The 18,180-nt window shown below is 60.1% G+C and carries 14 protein-coding genes; 9 read left to right on the top strand and 5 right to left on the bottom strand.

Translation table 11 applies throughout. The features are described 5' to 3' along the window. Positions 1-91 precede the first annotated feature (91 nt). Positions 92-4,045, top strand: coding sequence for a dermonecrotic toxin domain-containing protein (locus GXB78_RS00195; protein ID WP_329513670.1), 3,954 nt, complete (start codon positions 92-94; stop codon positions 4,043-4,045). Between the two features lie 64 nt (positions 4,046-4,109). On the opposite strand, the gene accC is transcribed toward GXB78_RS00195, so the two are convergent. The 5 genes from accC to gcbA all read right to left on the bottom strand — a co-directional run bounded on the left by accC (position 4,110) and on the right by gcbA (position 10,331). Then, positions 4,110-5,465: an acetyl-CoA carboxylase biotin carboxylase subunit gene (gene accC / locus GXB78_RS00190; protein ID WP_024011424.1), complete on the bottom strand. Its 1,356-nt coding sequence runs from the start codon at positions 5,463-5,465 to the stop codon at positions 4,110-4,112. A gap of 17 nt (positions 5,466-5,482) precedes the next feature. Further along, on the bottom strand, positions 5,483-5,941 hold the full coding sequence (gene accB, locus GXB78_RS00185; RefSeq protein WP_329513669.1) for an acetyl-CoA carboxylase biotin carboxyl carrier protein: 459 nt from the start codon (positions 5,939-5,941) through the stop codon (positions 5,483-5,485). A 24-nt stretch (positions 5,942-5,965) separates the two neighbouring features. After that, positions 5,966-6,421, bottom strand: a complete 456-nt coding sequence (aroQ, locus tag GXB78_RS00180; protein WP_016771861.1) for a type II 3-dehydroquinate dehydratase — start codon at positions 6,419-6,421, stop codon at positions 5,966-5,968. A gap of 241 nt (positions 6,422-6,662) precedes the next feature. Then, a complete protein-coding gene (locus GXB78_RS28040; RefSeq protein WP_408005095.1) occupies positions 6,663-7,706 on the bottom strand; it encodes a methyl-accepting chemotaxis protein in 1,044 nt (347 codons plus the stop codon). Between the two features lie 954 nt (positions 7,707-8,660). After that, positions 8,661-10,331 (bottom strand): diguanylate cyclase GcbA, encoded by a 1,671-nt coding sequence (gene gcbA / locus GXB78_RS00170; protein ID WP_329513667.1) that lies wholly within the window; start codon positions 10,329-10,331, stop codon positions 8,661-8,663. A 324-nt stretch (positions 10,332-10,655) separates the two neighbouring features. On the opposite strand from gcbA, the gene GXB78_RS00165 reads away from it, so the two are divergent. The 8 genes from GXB78_RS00165 (at position 10,656) to speA (ending at position 18,074) form a co-directional block, all read left to right on the top strand. Further along, on the top strand, positions 10,656-11,804 hold the full coding sequence (locus GXB78_RS00165; protein WP_329513666.1) for a DUF2515 family protein: 1,149 nt from the start codon (positions 10,656-10,658) through the stop codon (positions 11,802-11,804). Next, on the top strand, positions 11,804-12,526 hold the full coding sequence (locus GXB78_RS00160) for a hypothetical protein (RefSeq protein ID WP_329513665.1): 723 nt from the start codon (positions 11,804-11,806) through the stop codon (positions 12,524-12,526). The genes GXB78_RS00165 and GXB78_RS00160 overlap by 1 nt, the downstream gene beginning before the upstream one ends. Continuing rightward, positions 12,505-13,011 carry an Hcp family type VI secretion system effector gene (locus GXB78_RS00155; RefSeq protein WP_329513664.1) on the top strand — a complete coding sequence of 169 codons (507 nt, stop codon included), beginning with the start codon at positions 12,505-12,507 and terminating at the stop codon, positions 13,009-13,011. The genes GXB78_RS00160 and GXB78_RS00155 overlap by 22 nt, the downstream gene beginning before the upstream one ends. Further along, positions 13,008-13,484 (top strand): hypothetical protein, encoded by a 477-nt coding sequence (locus GXB78_RS00150; RefSeq protein WP_329513663.1) that lies wholly within the window; start codon positions 13,008-13,010, stop codon positions 13,482-13,484. Before GXB78_RS00155 ends, GXB78_RS00150 begins: the two co-directional genes overlap by 4 nt. Before the next feature lie 138 nt (positions 13,485-13,622). Beyond that, the gene (locus GXB78_RS00145) at positions 13,623-14,690 is read left to right on the top strand and encodes a DUF2333 family protein (protein WP_329513662.1); all 1,068 of its coding nucleotides are present in this window, start codon (positions 13,623-13,625) and stop codon (positions 14,688-14,690) included. Positions 14,691-14,693: 3 nt separating this feature from the next. After that, positions 14,694-15,251: an NUDIX hydrolase gene (locus GXB78_RS00140; protein ID WP_329513661.1), complete on the top strand. Its 558-nt coding sequence runs from the start codon at positions 14,694-14,696 to the stop codon at positions 15,249-15,251. A gap of 317 nt (positions 15,252-15,568) precedes the next feature. Next, the gene (locus tag GXB78_RS00135; RefSeq protein ID WP_007914613.1) at positions 15,569-15,940 is read left to right on the top strand and encodes a translation initiation factor Sui1; all 372 of its coding nucleotides are present in this window, start codon (positions 15,569-15,571) and stop codon (positions 15,938-15,940) included. 220 nt (positions 15,941-16,160) lie between these two features. Beyond that, entirely contained in the window at positions 16,161-18,074 is a 1,914-nt protein-coding gene (gene speA / locus GXB78_RS00130; RefSeq protein ID WP_016771856.1) for an arginine decarboxylase, read from the top strand. Positions 18,075-18,180 lie beyond the last annotated feature (106 nt).

Raw genomic sequence — 18,180 nt, 5'->3', positions numbered from 1 at the left:
TCGCGGCAGCGATATACATATGTATCGCCTGAGCGCGGTTGCCGACAAATAGAGTGAAAGCTCATTTCCACGCGACGACGGGCTGGACGATATGGCGGATCAACAAGGGATTGTAGAAGAAAAGCTACCGGTAGCTGCGGCGTCTACGGGGTCGGTGCAGGAAATCCTGCTGCGCATCAAGCGCTGGCAGGTGATGATCGACAAGCGCTTGAGCAGTCAGATGACTTTGCTCGAGGCGCTGGAGCATTTCGCATTGACTGAACTGCGCATGCAATACCCGGAAGGCCATTTCGCCCCGGGTTTTGTGGTTGCACTGCTCGACGCCATTCTGCAAAAGCTTCTCGACGGCAGGCCAGTCATGTTCCTGGCAATCCAGGACGCTCCATTTCGCTGGCCTGGGGCGGCCGACCCCGGATTGCCGTCCAGCCGTCATGAGCATGTTATCCGTACGGTGGATACCGTTTCGCTGCACTTCCTCGACCAGTACAAAAAATACCTGCGAGAGCATTGGGCGACAAAAGGGCAGGAGGCGTTGTTTGACCGCCTGATCAAACGCAAGCTGCGGCGCTATATCAAGGACATCGAGTCGCTGTTGCGTCCTGACCATCTGGTGGGCCTGACGCTGGATCAATTGCGCAGAAAAATCGACAGGGTTCAGGCCCGATGCACTCGTCGGTACCGGTTGACCGCATTGGCGACCGGTGCAGAGAAAAAGATTCTCGAGGCGCATTCCTTCGCGCAACTGCCGTCATGGATGAGAGCGCTGAAGGAGCCGGATCGCGCCTCGTTGCGCCATTATCAGGAGCAGACGTCACTGGCCCAGGCAGCACTCGATGATCTGCTGCAGGGCTACGGCTCATTGCGCGACTTTGCCCGCCAGCAGGCCATCGAATACATTCAGCTCAAGCTCGACATGACGGTTGAACCAGACCGGATCGACGTGCGGCTCAGCTGGCGCTCGGCGGTCGGTGAGCCGACACAGAATCGACGCCTGAGCGACCTGCTGGCATGCGGGCCGATCGGTCAGGACTTCGCAGCGGTACTGGAGATCACCAGTACTGCGCCATTGCGCAACCAGTCACTCAAGCCGACATTCATTGCCGATATGTTGGCGGAACAGGATTATCCGGCAGATTACCTGCGAGTCCTCGCCGTGCAGTACGAGCGCACAGAAGTACAAAAGGCGCTCATCGACTGGTTCACCGCACGGCTTCGGCAGAGTGCATTCGTCGCGCGCTGCGCAGCACATCTGGCGGACTCCGACCATGAGCGTCTCGAGCAGATGTGGTCTGGGCAAGCGGCAATGAAACCGTTGCAAGTGGCCGCACTGACGCTGCCCAACGGCATGCAATGCGCCGATCTTCTGGTGTTCTACCACGCAGAGACTGAGCAAACGGTGAATAACCTGGTGCTGTACGCGCCCAACAAGCCGGACGGTCAGGAGTGGGTCCGGTTGACTTCGATTGCGGCGTTGACCGGCGAAGTATGGAGCTGGACGCAAAACGAATCCGGTCGCGAGTATCTATTGCAACAGCTTGCGCCGACTGCACATCACACCGCACGTGATTATCTTTTGGCCGCGGCGGCCAGCCCCGCTCTCTGGGGCATGAAAAGTGACATTCGACGTGCGCCCCTACCGTTCGCCGGGTGCGTTGAAGCAGCTGTAAAGATGGGCCTGGCAAAAAACCTGCAGCGGGTCGAGCTGGACAACTCGCTGCGCTGGTATACGACGCTCGGTCTGGATGCCCGCCGGCGCATCAGCAGTCTGAACCAGGAGCTGATCGTTCATCAGCAGGTTTTCAACGAGCTGCTGGGCGGTTTCGAGGTTTTTGTCGATTTCGCCCGGCGCACGGTTGCCGCAGCGATCACCCCCTATATGCGCAGCAAGAACGTGCTGGAACCGGTCGATCCGGCCACTGTGTTGATCGATTACAGCCCCGGCGTTGCCGACCGCAGGAAGCAGCCGGCAGCCACTCTGCTCGACCTGGCAATTCACGGTTACGATGACAACTCTGGCATCGAACATCCGAAGAAAGGCGTGCGATCGTCGGTTGGCCAGGATCTGAGCCAGGTGCGCAGCGCCGATCTGGCGCTGTATCTGCGCCGGGCCTGGCTGGGTGAAAAATATGCCAGCGAGATCCGTGGCAAATATCTCGACTCTCGTGATTCTGCCTACGAACCGCGTCGCTTTGCCTACCGCAACGTGCTGCTGTCAAAGATGGACCGGGATTTGCGCGTGGCCCGAAGTCAGGCGCGGTTGAGCGACGCGGTGTATTCAGCGCTGGTCCGTCAGGTCTCTCTGTTGAGCCAGGTGCCAGCGCCGGATGCGCATTTTTCGAGTGCCAGCATGGTTGAAAGTGACGGCGTGTTCAGGCTCACGGTGCGTAATCACGTTGTGCTCGGGGTCTATGTCCTGACCTCCTTCGACCCGGAGCCGTCCTGGTGGCTGTACACGCCTGATGCGCCCGACGGCATTGTGGTGCGTGCGTATCAGTCACTGTTCGGCGACATCGCAGGAACATTGCATGACTATTTGATGGCGCGCACGCCGGTTGCTGCGCGCAGTGTCGTGTCGCGCTCGCTGCATGCGATTGCAGCAAAAAAACAACGCGTCGATACGCTGTACGAAGCGGAGCGCCTGGTTGACGCCCGCAACGAGTTCAACGCGTACATCGAGCGCGCGGTGACGGATGTTCAGGACATTGCCACCAGCCGCGCGCAAATGATCGAACGCCAAGTGGTCAAGGGGCTGATGTTCGCCGCCGCACCATTTTGTATGGTGTTTCCTCCCTTTGCCTTGCTGCTCGATGTCGTGTTCATTGCCGTCAGCGCTGGTCAGGCTGTCGCTGCGCATCTGGAGGGCGATGTCGATGGCGCTCTCGGTCATTGGCTGGAGGCATCGTGGGGGGCGCTGTTTGCCATGGCCGGCGCAGGCAGTACGATCAAGTTGCTGGGCGGTGCGGCCAGAAGTCTTAAGCACACGATGAGGCCTGTCTCGTTGTTGTCAGAGCGTCTGAATACCGTTGCTCCGATCCGCAAGGAGGCGCTACCGGCGATCCGGGAGGTCCGCTTCCATGTCAGGCAGGCCGTCAGCAAGGCGCCCGAACGTTTGCAAAGGGTGACCGAGGAAGGCGTCTTTTTCGGTACCTGGCGCAGTCCGCCCAGCGCTGCACAGCCGCAACCGGCCTACTACATTCGCGACAAAGGCAAGTATTACCTGGTCAGGGAAAATCCGCATTTCGGTGGGCTGAGCCTGGTCGATGCTCGTCGCCCGACCGCCATCTATCAGCAACCGATACGTCTGGCTCCGAACGGTAAGTGGACACACGACAGGGTCGGGCTCAGAGGTGGCAACGTGCGCAATCTTGGGCGCGTGAACAATTTGAGTGATGCGTTTCCCAGAGGTGTCGAGCCAGTGCTGAACCGCGGCGCGATGCAGGGCGAAGCGGTGGTGGCGGCTTTCCGTCCCGGATCGCCAGATAACTATCTGTTTTCGTTGAATGCGCAGAGTTGCGTCATCGCCTCGCTGTATAACCCGACGACGAGAATCGGGGCGGTCATTCATTTTGATCACAATATTCGCCCTTTGATCGAACGAAGTGTCACGCAAGTGCTGGCGCGTCTGCAGGGAGAACCTGCGAACATTCGCGCCACGCTGGTGGGAGGAGACTGGCTTTCGGCGGGTGCTGACATCGGCGGTCCGGTCAGGCGAGTCTTGCGCGAACAGGGCCTGCAGCCGACCTGGGATTACTGGTCATACTCGTCGTGCCTGGGCAACAGCTACGGAGTAGTGCTGAATCTGAACAACGGAGTCTCGAGAGTGTTCAAGCATTCCTCTCGTCAGTTTGGCGGGTTGTACAACCCGCTTTTCGGCGGATCGGGCAACGTCTCCGCCGGACTGGTGACACGTGCCGATACCTTTAAGAAACGTTTCCGCAGCCCGCCGTTACACGAAAACGCAGCAGGCGTGGTGGTCAATGCTGATGGTCTGTGGGCATCAGCCACCAAGATCGAGCAGCAGGCTTTCTCCACCATCCTGGTCTGATGCATTTGTTGCAGGCATAAAAAACCCGATCCGCAGGGATCGGGTTTTTCATCTTGCTTCAGTCTTACGACTGTTTGGCCAGCTTGTGCTCGAGGTAGTGAATGTTCACACCGCCCTTGCAGAAGCCTTCATCGCGAACCAGGTCACGGTGCAGCGGGATGTTGGTCTTGATCCCGTCGACCACGATTTCGTCCAGGGCATTGCGCATGCGTGCCATGGCTTCGTCGCGGGTTGCGCCGTAAGTGATCAGCTTGCCGATCAGCGAGTCGTAGTTCGGTGGCACGGCATAACCGCTGTACAGGTGCGAGTCGACGCGAACGCCGTTGCCGCCTGGAGCGTGGAAATGCTTGACCGTGCCCGGGCTCGGCATGAAGGTCTTCGGATCTTCAGCGTTGATCCGGCACTCCAGCGAGTGACCACGAATGACCACGTCATCCTGAGTGAACGACAGCTTGTTGCCAGCGGCGATGCTGAGCATCTCCTTGACGATGTCGATACCGGTAACCATCTCCGAAACCGGGTGCTCCACCTGAACACGGGTGTTCATTTCGATGAAGTAGAAACGACCGTTCTCGTAGAGGAACTCGAAGGTGCCGGCGCCACGGTAGCCGATGTCGATGCAGGCCTTGACGCAGCGAGCCAATACTTCCTGGCGCGCTTTCTCGTCGATGCCCGGTGCCGGCGCTTCTTCGAGAACCTTCTGGTGGCGGCGCTGCAGCGAGCAGTCGCGGTCGCCCAGATGGATGGCGTGGCCCTGGCCATCGGACAGTACCTGCACTTCGACGTGACGCGGGTTGGTGAGGAATTTTTCCAGATAGACCATCGGGTTGCCGAACGCTGCGCCTGCTTCGGAGCGGGTCAGTTTCGCCGAGGCGATCAGGTCTTCTTCCTTGTGCACCACGCGCATACCGCGACCACCACCGCCACCGGCGGCCTTGATGATCACCGGATAACCGACTTCACGACCGATGCGCAGCGCCGTTTCTTCGTCTTCCGGCAGCGGCCCGTCGGAACCTGGAACGGTCGGTACGCCTGCTTCGATCATCGCGTGCTTGGCCGAAACCTTGTCGCCCATCAGGCGGATGGTGTCGGCTTTCGGGCCGATGAAGGCGAAGCCGGAGTTCTCGACCTGCTCGGCAAAATCGGCGTTTTCCGCGAGGAAACCGTAGCCTGGGTGAATGGCGGTAGCGCCGGTCACTTCAGCGGCAGCGATGATGGCCGGGATGTGCAGGTAAGACTGAGCGGCGGACGCCGGGCCGATGCAGACGGATTCGTCTGCCAGACCCAGGTGCATCAGCTCTTTGTCGGCCTTGGAGTAAACGGCGACGGTCTTGATGCCCATCTCTTTGCAGGCACGCAGAATCCGCAGGGCGATCTCACCGCGGTTAGCGATCAGAACTTTTTCCAACTTCGCAGTCATCAAAGGCTCTCCGCGGTTCAAACGATGGTGAACAGCGGTTGGTCGTACTCAACCGGCTGGCCGTCTTCGACGAGGATGGATTCGATCACACCGCTGGTTTCAGCTTCGATGTGGTTCATCATCTTCATGGCTTCGACGATGCACAGGGTGTCGCCTTTCTTCACGGTCTGGCCGACTTCAACGAAGGCTGGCGAGGTTGGCGAAGATTTACGGTAGAAGGTGCCGACCATCGGCGAACGGGCAACGGTGCCGTTCAGCGCAGGTGCAGCAGCGGCAACCGGAGCAGCGGCAGCGACTGGCGCGGCAGCAGGGGCAGCGGCCGGAGCCTGCATCGGCGCTGGCGCGTAATACTGCTGCGCCGGGGTCTTGCTGTGGCGGCTGATGCGTACGGACTCTTCGCCTTCCTTGATCTCGAGCTCGTCGATGCCGGACTCTTCCAGCAATTCGATCAGTTTCTTAACTTTACGGATATCCATGAATCATCAACTCCCAAGGGTCGGTCAGGGGCGTATAGCTTGGTGTTCAAGCTGCTCTAGTGCGGCCTCCAGGGCCAGTCGGTAACCGCTGGCGCCAAGGCCGCAGATCACTCCTACCGCTACATCGGAGAAGTAGGAGTGATGGCGGAAAGGTTCGCGCTTGTGCACGTTGGACAAGTGCACTTCGATGAATGGGATGCTCACTCCCAGCAGCGCGTCACGTAATGCGACACTTGTGTGCGTAAAAGCCGCCGGATTGATCAGAATGAAATCCACGCCTTCACCGCGCGCAGCGTGGATGCGATCGATCAATTCGTACTCGGCGTTGCTTTGCAGGTGCAGCAGATGATGGCCGGCTTCACGGGCGCGCCGCTCCAGATCCTGATTGATCTGCGCCAGGGTCGTCGACCCATAGGTCCCCGGTTCCCGGGTGCCGAGCAGGTTCAGGTTGGGGCCGTGGAGCACCAGTAGCGTCGCCATCTGCGTTGTCCTTGTTATCAATGAGCAGTCGTCAGAACCCGGCGACTATGCCGCAAAGCCTTTGTGACTGTCCAGTTCCATGCAATAGGCGGCACGATGGCCGATGTTTGCGCGAAATTTGTGACCGAGTGAGCTGATCCGGTCATTCGCGGTGTTGGCGAGGGCCTCTTCGCGAGCAGGCTCGCTCCCACAGGGGTATGCATTCCAATGTGGGAGCGAGCCTGCTCGCGAAGGCGGTGTGTCAGACGCGGAAGGCTTGTACGGCTGTGTGCAATCGCCCGCCGAGAACCAGCAGATTCTCGCCCTGTTCGCGCCCCTGGCCGATGCGCAGCAGGTTATCCCCACCCAATTGATGAATGCGCTCGCTGTGATCGCGGATCTCGCTGACCGCGCCACTTTGCTGTGCGGTGACCTCGGCGATGCGCACCGCCGTGTCGGCGATGGTCTGAATCGCGCCGACGATTTTATCCAGCGCACCGTCCGCCGCCTGCGCCTGACTGGCCGTGGCTTCGGCGTGTTCGACCTGGGCGCGCATGCCTTCTACCGATTGCCGCGCGGCGGTTTGCAGGCCGGCGATCAGCGTCTGGATTTCCGCCGTGGCCCCGGCGGTGCGTTGTGCCAGCGAGCGCACTTCTTCGGCGACCACGGCAAAACCACGGCCCATCTCCCCGGCGCGGGCCGCTTCGATCGCCGCGTTCAGGGCGAGCAGGTTGGTCTGATCCGCAATCGAACGAATCACCGTCAGCACGCCGCCGATGGTTGCCGACTCCTCGGCCAGGTGTTCGATCATCTGTGCGTTGCTCTGAACTTCACCGACCAGCGCATGCAGTCCGGTCAGGCTCTGGCCGATTACAGTCTGGCCATGCTCGACGGCGAGACCTGCATGACGACTGGCGTCGGCAGCCTGACGGGCATCGCCGGCCACTTGCTGAATCGTCGCCTCGAGTTCCCCCAGCGAGTCGCGAATCAGCGCGGTATCGCCGGCCTGATGCTCGGCGCCGCTGTGCAGGTCATTGCTCAGTTCGGCGAGGGTGCGACTGCTGCCCGCGACCTGCTCGGCGTTGCCGCGAATGGTGCCGACCAGATCTACCAGATAGGCGCGCAAGCGATTGAGCGAGGCTTCGATGTCGTGCAGTTCGCGGTTGGTCTTGCCCAGTTGAATATCGCGACTGAAATCGCCTTCGGCCCAGGTCGATAGCGCTGGGGCAAGGTTGGTCAGGGTGCGGGCGAGGCGCCGTTGCAACGTATCGATGAGCAGGGCGATCAGCAGAATCAGGCCGATCATCACGCCTTGCATCAGCCGCACTTCGCCCTGGATCTGCCCGTGTTGCGCGCGCACCACCGGTTCGAGGCCGGCGATGGCGTGTTGCACGCTGGCGATTTTTCCGTGGGTGGCGGCGCTGAGATCGGCGCGTTTCTGGATCTGTTCGCGAGTGCGCGCCAGTTCCGCCGGATAGCGGCCGAGCAGGCTGTTCAGTTCGCGTTTGAGGCCGAGGCCGGCATCTTCGGCGGCGGCTTTGTCAGTGTTTTCGATGCCCATCAGCGCGGCGAAATCGTCACTGCTCGATTGATTGCTGGCGACCACACCGAGCAAGGGCAGGGCATCGATTGCCTCGGCCTGGGCGCGCATGCTGCTCACTTCGCGCTCGACATCGGCGGCCAGTTCACTGCGCCCGCTGCTCACCAGTTTGTCCCGCGCCAGCGACAATTTGCCCAGATGCTGCGACGCGGCGAGCAGGGGTGCGAGATAGGCGGCGTTGCCATTGGCGTAGGTGTTGAGCTGGTCGAGGCCGGCGCTGAGTTCGCGTTCTGCCTGCAACAGCAGGGCTTGCGGATCGCCGGCCAGTTTGCCAGCGGCGAGCAGGTCGGTTTTGCTGAATTCATCGAGGCTCGACAGACTTGGCCGCACGGTGTCGGCCAGCGCCGGGGGCAGTTCACTCAGTTGTTTCTGCACGCTGTCGATGGCCTGAGTGGCGCTGCTCAGGCGCAGCGCGTCACCGCTGGCCAGGTAGTCCTCGACGTTGCGCGCCACTTCATTCTGAAATTGCTGCGACAGCCCCAGGTAACGCTCCATCAAAAGATAGGGACGTTCGAGGGCTTTTTGCGACCACCACAGCGTGGCGCCAAGGGCCACGCAGACGGCGACCAACAGCAGAGTGTTGAGATTGGTGAGCAACTTCAGGCGCATGACGGCTACCAACGGCAGAAATGGTAAGCGCCTGAATTTATTGCGGTTCTATTACAGGGTTATGACCGAATCAGTGGATTCCGATGAAAAAGTGGCACTTTGCTTTGATTGCCTCGCGGTCTGCACGCGATTGCGTCCTGCACCCTTGGCGCGGTACAGCGCCTCATCGGCTTGACTCGCCATCATCAGGCTGTCGGAGTCATCGCACATTTCCACCACGCCGGCGCTGAACGTGCACCACAAGTCCTGCGGCTGCGCCGGGTAATGAATCTCGGCGAAGCGCTGGCGAATCTCGTCGAGGACTTTATGCGCCGCGTCGATATCGGTGTCGGGCATGACAATAGCGAACTCTTCGCCGCCGTAACGGCCGATGAAATCGGTCTTGCGCAAACGCTGCTTGAGGAACAGCGCCAGGCTCTTGATCACACGGTCGCCCATCGGGTGGCCGTGGCTGTCGTTGACCCGTTTGAAGTGATCGATGTCGAGCATGGCAAAGCTCAGCGGCTTGTTTTCGCGGCGGGCACGGAACGAGCAGTCTTCGAGCAACTGCAAAATGTGCGTGTGGTTGTACAGGCCGGTGAGGCTGTCGCGGACCATCCGCGCCTTGAGATTGCGCGCGCGGGCGGCGCGGTTGCGGACGGTGGTGATCAAGTGCCGCGGCTTGATCGGCTTGGTCAAAAAGTCATCGCCGCCCTCGCTCATGGCGTCGAGCTGCTTGTCCAGATCGTCCTCGGCCGACAGGTAAATGATCGGCACGCTGACGTAGCGATCGTTGTGGCGGATGACCTTGGCCAGTTCGGTGCCGGTGCAGGCTGGCATGTACATGTCGAGGATGATCAGGTCCGGCTGGAAATCCGCCAGTTCGGCCATTGCCTGAATCGGTTCGATCAAGGTGCGGGTGACAATCCCGGCGCTGTTGAGCAGGCGCTCGGTGTGCAGGGCCTGGGCGCGCGAGTCGTCGATGATCAGCACTTTATAGGGCTCGTACTGGGCGGTGCAGGTCAGGACTTCGATTTTTTCCAGCAGGCTCGAGGCTTCGAGGGTGCCAGTGAGAAATTCCTGGCCGCCGGCGCGCACGGCGGCGAGACGGGTGGGAGTATCGGTTTCGTGCAGGCTGAAAAACAGCAACGGCAGCTGTTCTTCAAGGCCGATCTGCGCTTCGGCGGCGAGTTTCAGGCCGATGCCGGGGCCGCTGAAATCCACGTCCATGACGATAGCCGCGGGCAAACGCTCGACCATCGACGAACGAAACGCCGCCACGCTGTCCAGCGCCTGCGCGCTCAAACCGAAGAATTCCAGCTGCTTGGCCAGCCGCTCGGCGCGGTCGTGATCCTGCAACATCACATAGATCGGCTTGCGCAGCGGCGGCAGGAAGGTCTGGTCGAGTTGGTCGCCATGGCGCAGGCCGGTGCGCGACAGGCGCTGCATCAAGCGATTGAGATCGGTGATCAGGCCGCTGCTGAGACGGCCACGGTTGGCGTCCACCGCTTGCAGCGACTGGCTGATATGGTGCGCCAACTGCGTGTGTTCCGGCTGTTCGAAGCGCTCGGCAAAACGCAGCAGGCGCAGATTTGCCTCACTCAGTTCGGCGAGGTCGACAGTGGACCACTCACTGCGTTGCAGGCGCTGCCATATCTCAAGAATCTGACGTGCCTGATGAATTACCCGCTGGGCAAAGTGGTGCTTGAGACGCTCACGGCTGGGGTCTTCTGGCTCGGTCATATCCTGACTACTAGTTAGGGTGCATGCTGAGATCGACTGGTGGCTCTATGCTAGCACCTCTTTTCCCTTAGACGAGTGTCGTACGTCAATAATCTGCTGGACGACACGATTCAGTTTCTGACCGGGCGGTTTTGTTTTTGCTTCTGGTTTCGGCCGAGTGCCCGCATGCCGGGGTTTTGCGAGCAATCCTGCCAGCGCTGTCGAGATTTCACCGGCCTTGATAGGTGGCGTCTGACAGCGCTTTCTGATTTTTCTTCTACGCGCTTTCACCGGCCCGGTTGGCTGGTACGGTTCAGGGATTCCCCTAGTTGCCGTCGATCCGCCATGAGCCAATGTTTCACCGAACTCGCCAGTGATGCCCAGCGACTCAATCACAACATCACGCCCATCGACGACTGCGCCTGCGGCGAAGAGTTGTTGTATGGCGAGCGGGTGCAGGTGACAGAGGTGCCGGTGCTGACCTGCCAATGTCTTTGGCGGTGCTATCAGCGCGAGGCCGAAAAAATCGTCGCCCCGAACGGCCTGTTGATAGCCGATCCGGTCGCGCGCAACCGAGCGATCAACGCGGCTTATGCCCGGTTGTGGCTGCACGACTCACGTTTTCAATGGGCGGGCCTGGCGGCGTTTGCCTCCAAGCAGGTCGGCTGTGGCTTGCTGCATGCGGCACAGAGTATCGAACGCATCCGCGAGGAATACGAAGCGCGGCAGCGGCTGCGAGACAGCCGACGCGAATCCGGATTGCTCACGCCGGAAAAAATGCCGGGGCAGGCCGAAGACCTGCGTGAATATCAACAGGCTCAGGCGCGTAATCCGCTGTCTGCCATGGATGCCCGGGTGCCAGGCGAAGAGCTGTCGGTGGCCGAGCAACAGTTCCGCCATGTCTACGAGATGATGGCGATGGGCAATACCACGCTGTTTCTGGATGTTTATCCGTTGCATCAGTTTTATGCGGTGCGGGGATTGGCGGAGCTGAAGAAATGTCTTCGCGACCGGGAGAAGATTCAAGGGCATGCGAAGTGGCCGGTGCTTTGGCCGGTCGGGCAAGACACCCTCAGGTTCGGGGATGTATATCCCGAGATAGAGGTGGCCTTTGAAGCAATAGAGGCCGGGAAAATCGCCGAAAGCGTGAAGCATTTGGCGTGGCACGAGCAGCAAAATATTCTCCAGCCGACCATTTACGAAAACAGCCACCTGGTTGCGCTTTTGCGCGGCAATCATTTTTCTTATGTCACCAACTTCCCTTCCGGCGTCGCTCAGGCCATCGAGCTGACGCTGACCAGCCAATGCCAGCGTGTCGATGATGGCCGCACCATCGATTTTGATAGCAACCCGCTGGCGGATTTGTCCGATATCGACCAGCGAATGAAGTTTGTGCTGCGGGCGGCAAGTCGTTTTGATCTGTTGCTCAACGACAGCCACAGAGAATTGTTGGCGCAGTCAATTCGCGAGATTGCGGTGCGGGAGGAGGGCTGATGAGCTTGCGCCTTGGGCAAATCGGCCTACGTCGGTGGGTGTGGATGGTGGTTTGTTCCGCTGCTGCACTGGCCGCTTTACGGCAACTGATGCAGCCGCTATGGAATGATCCAGTCATTACCTTGAGGATCGGCGAAACCTACGAGTACATGGAGGCACATTCAACCGCTCCGTTCAGTGTGTGGGATCGCGGCAGCAAGACTGTTTCCGGTGGCATCCCGAAGACGGATGCACGTCTGCGCTTCGTTGATCCGCAGTACGGGTTCGAGACGCCGCTGGCTCGGTTTTTCACCGTGACGTTCGTCAACAATCTGACCGTGAGCATCCGCCTGTCTCCGCAAATCGAACCTCTGCTGATTGAGGACGCCATGAAGGTTGTTACCGATCTGCAGAGCCAATGGTGCGCAAAAGGCTGGAAACCTATGGGTACGCAGGGCGACCCGACAATTACGGACACCCCCGAATGGCGCGCCTACGTCAGACAAGGAGTGCTTTCTGGGCGTTCATTTTGGCAGGCCGGCGACAAATACCAGGCAATGCTGATTCTAGGACGCTTCAGAGATTCCAGACATCTCGATCAGGAGCGCTACCTCATCACTCTCGCCGTGGCGAAACCCTGGATTCCTTTCGACGAAATCGAAGATCGCCGCCTCGAATCCCATCACTTCCTCCCACCCCTACCCGAAAAAGGAGCCATCCCATGCCCATCCCAGCCTTCATGACCATCCACGGCAGCCGCCAGGGCCTGATCACCGCCGGCGCTTTCACCGAAGCCTCGGTGGGCAATACCTACCAGAGCGGGCGCGAAGACAAGATCATGGTTCAGGCCCTCAGCCATGGCATGTACATACCCAAGGATCAGGGCGCCGGGCGGCGGATGCACAGGCCATTGATCATCACCAAAACCCTCGACAAGGCTTCGCCCTTGCTGAATATGGCGCTGTCCAGTGGCGAGTTGCTGAGCGAATGCCGCGTGGAGTTTTATCGCACTTCGGCCGGCGGCGTGCAGGAGCACTTCTACACGGTGGAACTGGAGGATGCGTTGGTCGTCGGCAGCGAAATATTGATGCCGCACTGCCTGGACACGGCTACGTCGCACCTCACCCAACTGGAGAAAGTCCACTTCAGCTACCGCCGCATCTATTGGCGCCACGAAATCAGCCGGACGATGGGCTCCGACGAATGGCAAGGCGAGCGACACAGGTGAGGCTGGTCCGTGAATTGAGCCTGACGGATAACGAGCGCAAGCATGTCTGTCCCGTGGACGAGGCGCTGGAGCAGGTGGCAAGTCTGTTGAGCATGCGGCAGTCGCTCGATGGGCTGGACCAGCTCCGCGCAGGCTTGATGATCAGTCTGGACAGCGAAGTCCTGGCGCAGATCAAACAGGGTCAATGGTGCCTGATCAGAGCCGAGGCCGACTATGGCGACTGGCAGGGCGCCGAAGCGGTGTTTGAACAGGTCGTGCTCGAGCTGATGAACAACCCTCCCGAACAGCCCACCCGAACGGCGCGGATCTTTCGTCTGGTCGACAGCGTGACCGGCGAGCCTTTGCCCGTGCAGGCCTACATCGCCACGATCGATGGAATACCCAGTCAGCGCCGAACCGACGCCCAAGGCATTGCACATCTGTTTACCGACGATCAAGTGCGGCAGCTTTCGCTGCGCATTTTCAACGTCTGAAACCTGCGTCTATCCTTTCGTTCGCGACACCCTTCGCTTGTTTTGCGCCAGTACCGCGATAGCGGGTGCCCGGCCTTGGCACGTTGTTGTATGGTTGTGGTCGAACCGTTGAACCCAAGTGATTGAAAGGATATCGCCATGCTGGACTGGAAAAACCGCGCGGGCAGCGCGCCTGAACGTGCCGCCGAGCCCAAGTCGGCCACCCGCAGCTATGTCGGCGGGCTGCTGTTCAGCCGGGCGCTGGCCACAGTGATCGGTCTGTACTTGCTGGTGACCATTGCGCTGGGCTGGTACTGGAGCCAAGAACCGGAGCTGTTTCCAGTGGCGCAAAACGCCCAGGTCGCTGCCGAGAAAGAAGGCAAGCAAATGGTGGTCGGCTACACCACGGTGGAAACCCTGAAAACCGTTGCCGGCACTTTGCTCAACAAGCCGGGCGGTTACATTTCCAACGATCGTTTCCCGCCGGGCCTGTGGATGGACAACACGCCGAGCTGGGAATACGGCGTGCTGGTGCAGGTGCGAGACCTGACCCGTGCCCTGCGCAAAGACTTCGCCCGTTCGCAATCGCAGTCGGCCGAAGACGCCGATCTGGCCAAGGCCGAACCGCGCTTCAACTTCGACAACAAGAGCTGGGTGCTGCCGTCCAGCGAGTCGGAATACCAGGAAGGCATCAACTCCCTGAGCCGTTATCAGGCGCGCCTGTCCGATCCGAATCAGAAAAACGCGCTGTTCTATGCCCGCGCCGACAACCTCAACAACTGGCTGGGCGATGTCGGTACCCGTCTTGGTTCGCTGTCGCAACGCCTGTCGGCCAGTGTTGGTCGGGTCAAGCTCAACACTGCACTGAAGACCGAAGTCCCGGCGGTCGGCGAAGTGCCGCAGGTTGACGAAGAAGTCGTGGAAACCCCATGGATGCAGATCGACAACGTGTTCTACGAAGCACGCGGTCAGGCCTGGGCACTGTCGCATCTGCTGCGCGCCATCGAAGTCGATTTCGCCGATGTGCTGGCAAAGAAAAACGCCACCGTCAGCGTGCGCCAGATCATTCGTGAGCTGGAGGCCTCGCAAGAGCCGGTGTGGAGCCCGATGATCCTCAATGGCAGCGGTTTCGGTGTGTTGGCCAACCACTCGCTGGTCATGGCCAACTACATTTCCCGGGCCAACGCCGCGGTGATTGATTTGCGTCAGTTGCTCAATCAGGGCTGATACGTGAGCCAGACTACAAGAGAGGCGGCCCATCGCGCCGCCTCGGACGCTGAACAGATCGCCTGGGTCGACGAGCAGGACAACCTCCTCGGCGCTCTGGTGCGCTCCGATTTGCGTGAACGCGGGCTGATCGGCCGTGGCACCTACATCATGCTGTTCAATTCCGCCGGTGAGCTGTGCGTGCACCGGCGCACGTTGAGTAAGGCGATTTACCCGGGTTACTGGGATGTTGCCGCAGGCGGCATGGTCCAGGCGGACGAAAGCTACGCCGAGTCGGCGGCGCGCGAGCTGGCGGAAGAGCTGGGCGTCAGCGGCGTCGAGCTCACCGCTCACGATCATTTCTACTTCGAAGACACCGGCAACCGTCTGTGGTGCTCGGCGTTTTCCGCTGTGTGGGACGGGCCGCTGAAGCTGCAGCCGGAAGAAGTCCTCGAAGCGCGATTCATTCCCGTCGAACAGGTCATGCGCGAAATCACCCAAAAGCCTTATTGCCCGGACTCTCTGGCCGCGTTGCAGCGCTATCTCAAGGCGCAGCAAAGCGACGTCGCAAAGAACACATGAATTGGCGCCGATTGGCACTTAGCAATCGCGATTTTTGCCGTTACACTGCGCGACCTTTTCAAGCTGCGCCGGATAGTTTGAGGTTGGCCTGCAGATTTATTGTAGGAGCTGCCGAAGGCTGCGATCTTTTGATCTTGCTTTTAAAGATCAAGATCAAAAGATCGCAGCCTCGTTGCACTCGTCAGCTCCTACAGATATTCAGCCCGGCGTTCAAAGTTTTCCGATGCAGTAGCGCTGCCCCTGCCTGAGTGGGGCTTCGCGGTCGCTGACCTTGCCCAAGGTTGCGATCAGTCTTTGTCCTCCCGAGAGGATTGCCGGTGGCCAAGAAAGCCGCATCCTTCGCCGCCCTGGGCGGCCTGGTATTTTCCACTGACGCAGGTCGTCATTGCCCGGAATGCAGCAAGCCGGTGGACGCCTGTATCTGCAAACAAACCGTGATCCCGGCCGGTGACGGCATTGCCCGCGTGCGTCGCGAAAGCAAAGGACGTGGCGGCAAGACGGTGACCACCATCACCGGCGTGCCCCTGGCCGAAGACGCGCTCAAGGAGCTGGCGACGACGTTGAAAAAACGTTGTGGCACCGGCGGGGCGCTGAAGGACGGCATCATCGAAATCCAGGGCGATCACGTCGAGCTACTCTTGGCAGAGCTGATCAAGCACGGTTTCAAAGCGAAGAAGTCCGGCGGCTAGCAGCCTCTGTGAAACCCTCAGGCGGCTTGATCCGGCTTCGAGTGTTCTCGACTCCGGCGTCGTCGCCATGGTTTTCACAGAGCCTGTTCATGACCGGTTTCTAAACTCCACGCAGTCAGTGCGGTCTACCGCCGCACTGACGAACCGTCATTTTCATTCTTTAGACTGCGCCGGCCTGCACTTCAGGCGACGCACTCTGACTTCTTTATAGGGGACTTCGATGTCCGTACGACGCACACGTAAAGACGATGGCAGCCAATGGACAGTTGCGGACAGCCGCAGCGTTTACGGGATCCGCCATTGGGGGGCCGGGTATTTCGCGATCAATGAAGCCGGTCGCGTCGAAGTACGTCCGAACGGCCCGAGCAGCTCGCCCATCGATCTGTTCGAGCAAGTCGACCAACTGCGCAAGAGCGGTTTGTCCTTGCCGTTGCTGGTACGTTTCCCCGACATCCTGCAAGACCGTGTCCGTCAGTTGACCGGCGCTTTCGATTCGAACATCGAACGCCTGGAATACCAGAGCAAGTACACCGCGCTGTACCCGATCAAGGTCAACCAGCAGGAAGCGGTGATCGAGAACATCATCGCCACCCAGAACGTCTCCATCGGTCTGGAAGCGGGCTCCAAGCCTGAGCTGCTGGCGGTGCTGGCGCTGGCGCCGAAGGGCGGCACCATCGTTTGCAACGGTTACAAGGACCGCGAATTCATCCGACTGGCGCTGATGGGCCAGAAGCTCGGCCACAACGTGTTCATCGTCATCGAGAAAGAGTCCGAAGTCGGCCTGGTGATCGAAGAAGCCGCCTCGCTGAAGGTCAAGCCGCAGGTAGGTCTGCGCGTACGTCTGTCGTCGCTGGCCTCCTCGAAATGGGCGGACACCGGTGGCGAGAAATCCAAATTCGGTCTGTCGGCGGCGCAGTTGCTGTCGGTGGTCGAGCGCTTCCGTGGCGCCGGTCTGGATCAGGGCATTCGCCTGCTGCACTTCCATATGGGTTCACAGATCGCCAACCTCGCTGACTACCAGCACGGCTTCAAGGAAGCGATCCGTTACTACGGCGAATTGCGCAATCTCGGTCTGCCGGTCGATCACATCGACGTCGGCGGTGGCCTCGGTGTCGACTACGACGGCACCCACTCGCGCAACGCCAGTTCGATCAACTACGACATGGACGATTACGCCGGCGTCGTGGTCGGTATGCTCAAGGAATTCTGCGACGCGCAGAGCCTGCCGCATCCGCACATCTTCTCCGAAAGCGGCCGTTCGCTGACCGCGCACCACGCGATGCTGGTGGTGCAGGTCACTGACGTCGAGAAACACAACGACGAAATCCCGCTGATCGAAAACAAGGAAAGCCTGCCGGAAACCGTGCAGTGGCTGGTGGACCTGCTCGGCCCGACCGACATCGAAATGGTCACCGAAACCTACTGGCGCGCCACTCACTACATGAGTGACGTGGCCGCACAGTATGCCGATGGCAAGCTGACCCTGGCGGAAAAAGCCCTCGCCGAGCAATGCTACTTCGCCGTGTGCCGTCGCCTGCACAACTCTTTGAAAGCGCGTCAGCGTTCGCACCGCCAGGTGCTCGACGAACTCAACGACAAGCTGGCCGACAAGTACATCTGCAACTTTTCGGTATTCCAGAGCCTGCCGGACACCTGGGCGATCGATCAGGTGTTGCCGATCATCCCGCTGCATCGTCTCGACGAAGAGCCGCTGCGCCGCGCGGTGCTGCAGGATCTGACCTGCGATTCGGACGGCAAGATCAACCAGTACGTCGACGAGCAGAGCATCGAAACCAGCCTGCCGGTGCATGCGTTGAACGAAGGCGAAGATTACTTGCTGGGCGTGTTCCTGGTCGGCGCCTATCAGGAAATCCTCGGCGACATGCACAACCTGTTCGGTGACACCGACTCGGTGAACATCTACCAGAACGCCGATGGCAGCGTGTACCACGCCGGTATCGAGACCCACGACACCATCGAAGACATGCTGCGTTACGTGCACTTGTCGCCGGAAGAGCTGATGACCCACTACCGCGACAAGTGCGCCAGCGCGCGCATCAGCGCCAGCGAGCGCACGCAGTTCCTCGATGCTCTGCGTCTGGGCCTGACCCGCTCCTCCTATCTGTCTTCCTGAGACCCGATAGCGTTCCGGCCGGGTTGTCCGATTTTTTTCCGCAAGCTGTGGAAAATTCGGACAACCCGGTGGGACATCTCCTGATTTTTTCACGAAAACCTGTGCT

Origin of the sequence: Pseudomonas moraviensis subsp. stanleyae (genome assembly GCF_036283065.1) — a bacterium.
Classification (GTDB): Bacteria; Pseudomonadota; Gammaproteobacteria; order Pseudomonadales; family Pseudomonadaceae; genus Aquipseudomonas; species Aquipseudomonas stanleyae.
Note: the sequence above shows the minus strand (reverse complement) of the source record. Positions and strands in the feature narration are given on the sequence as shown.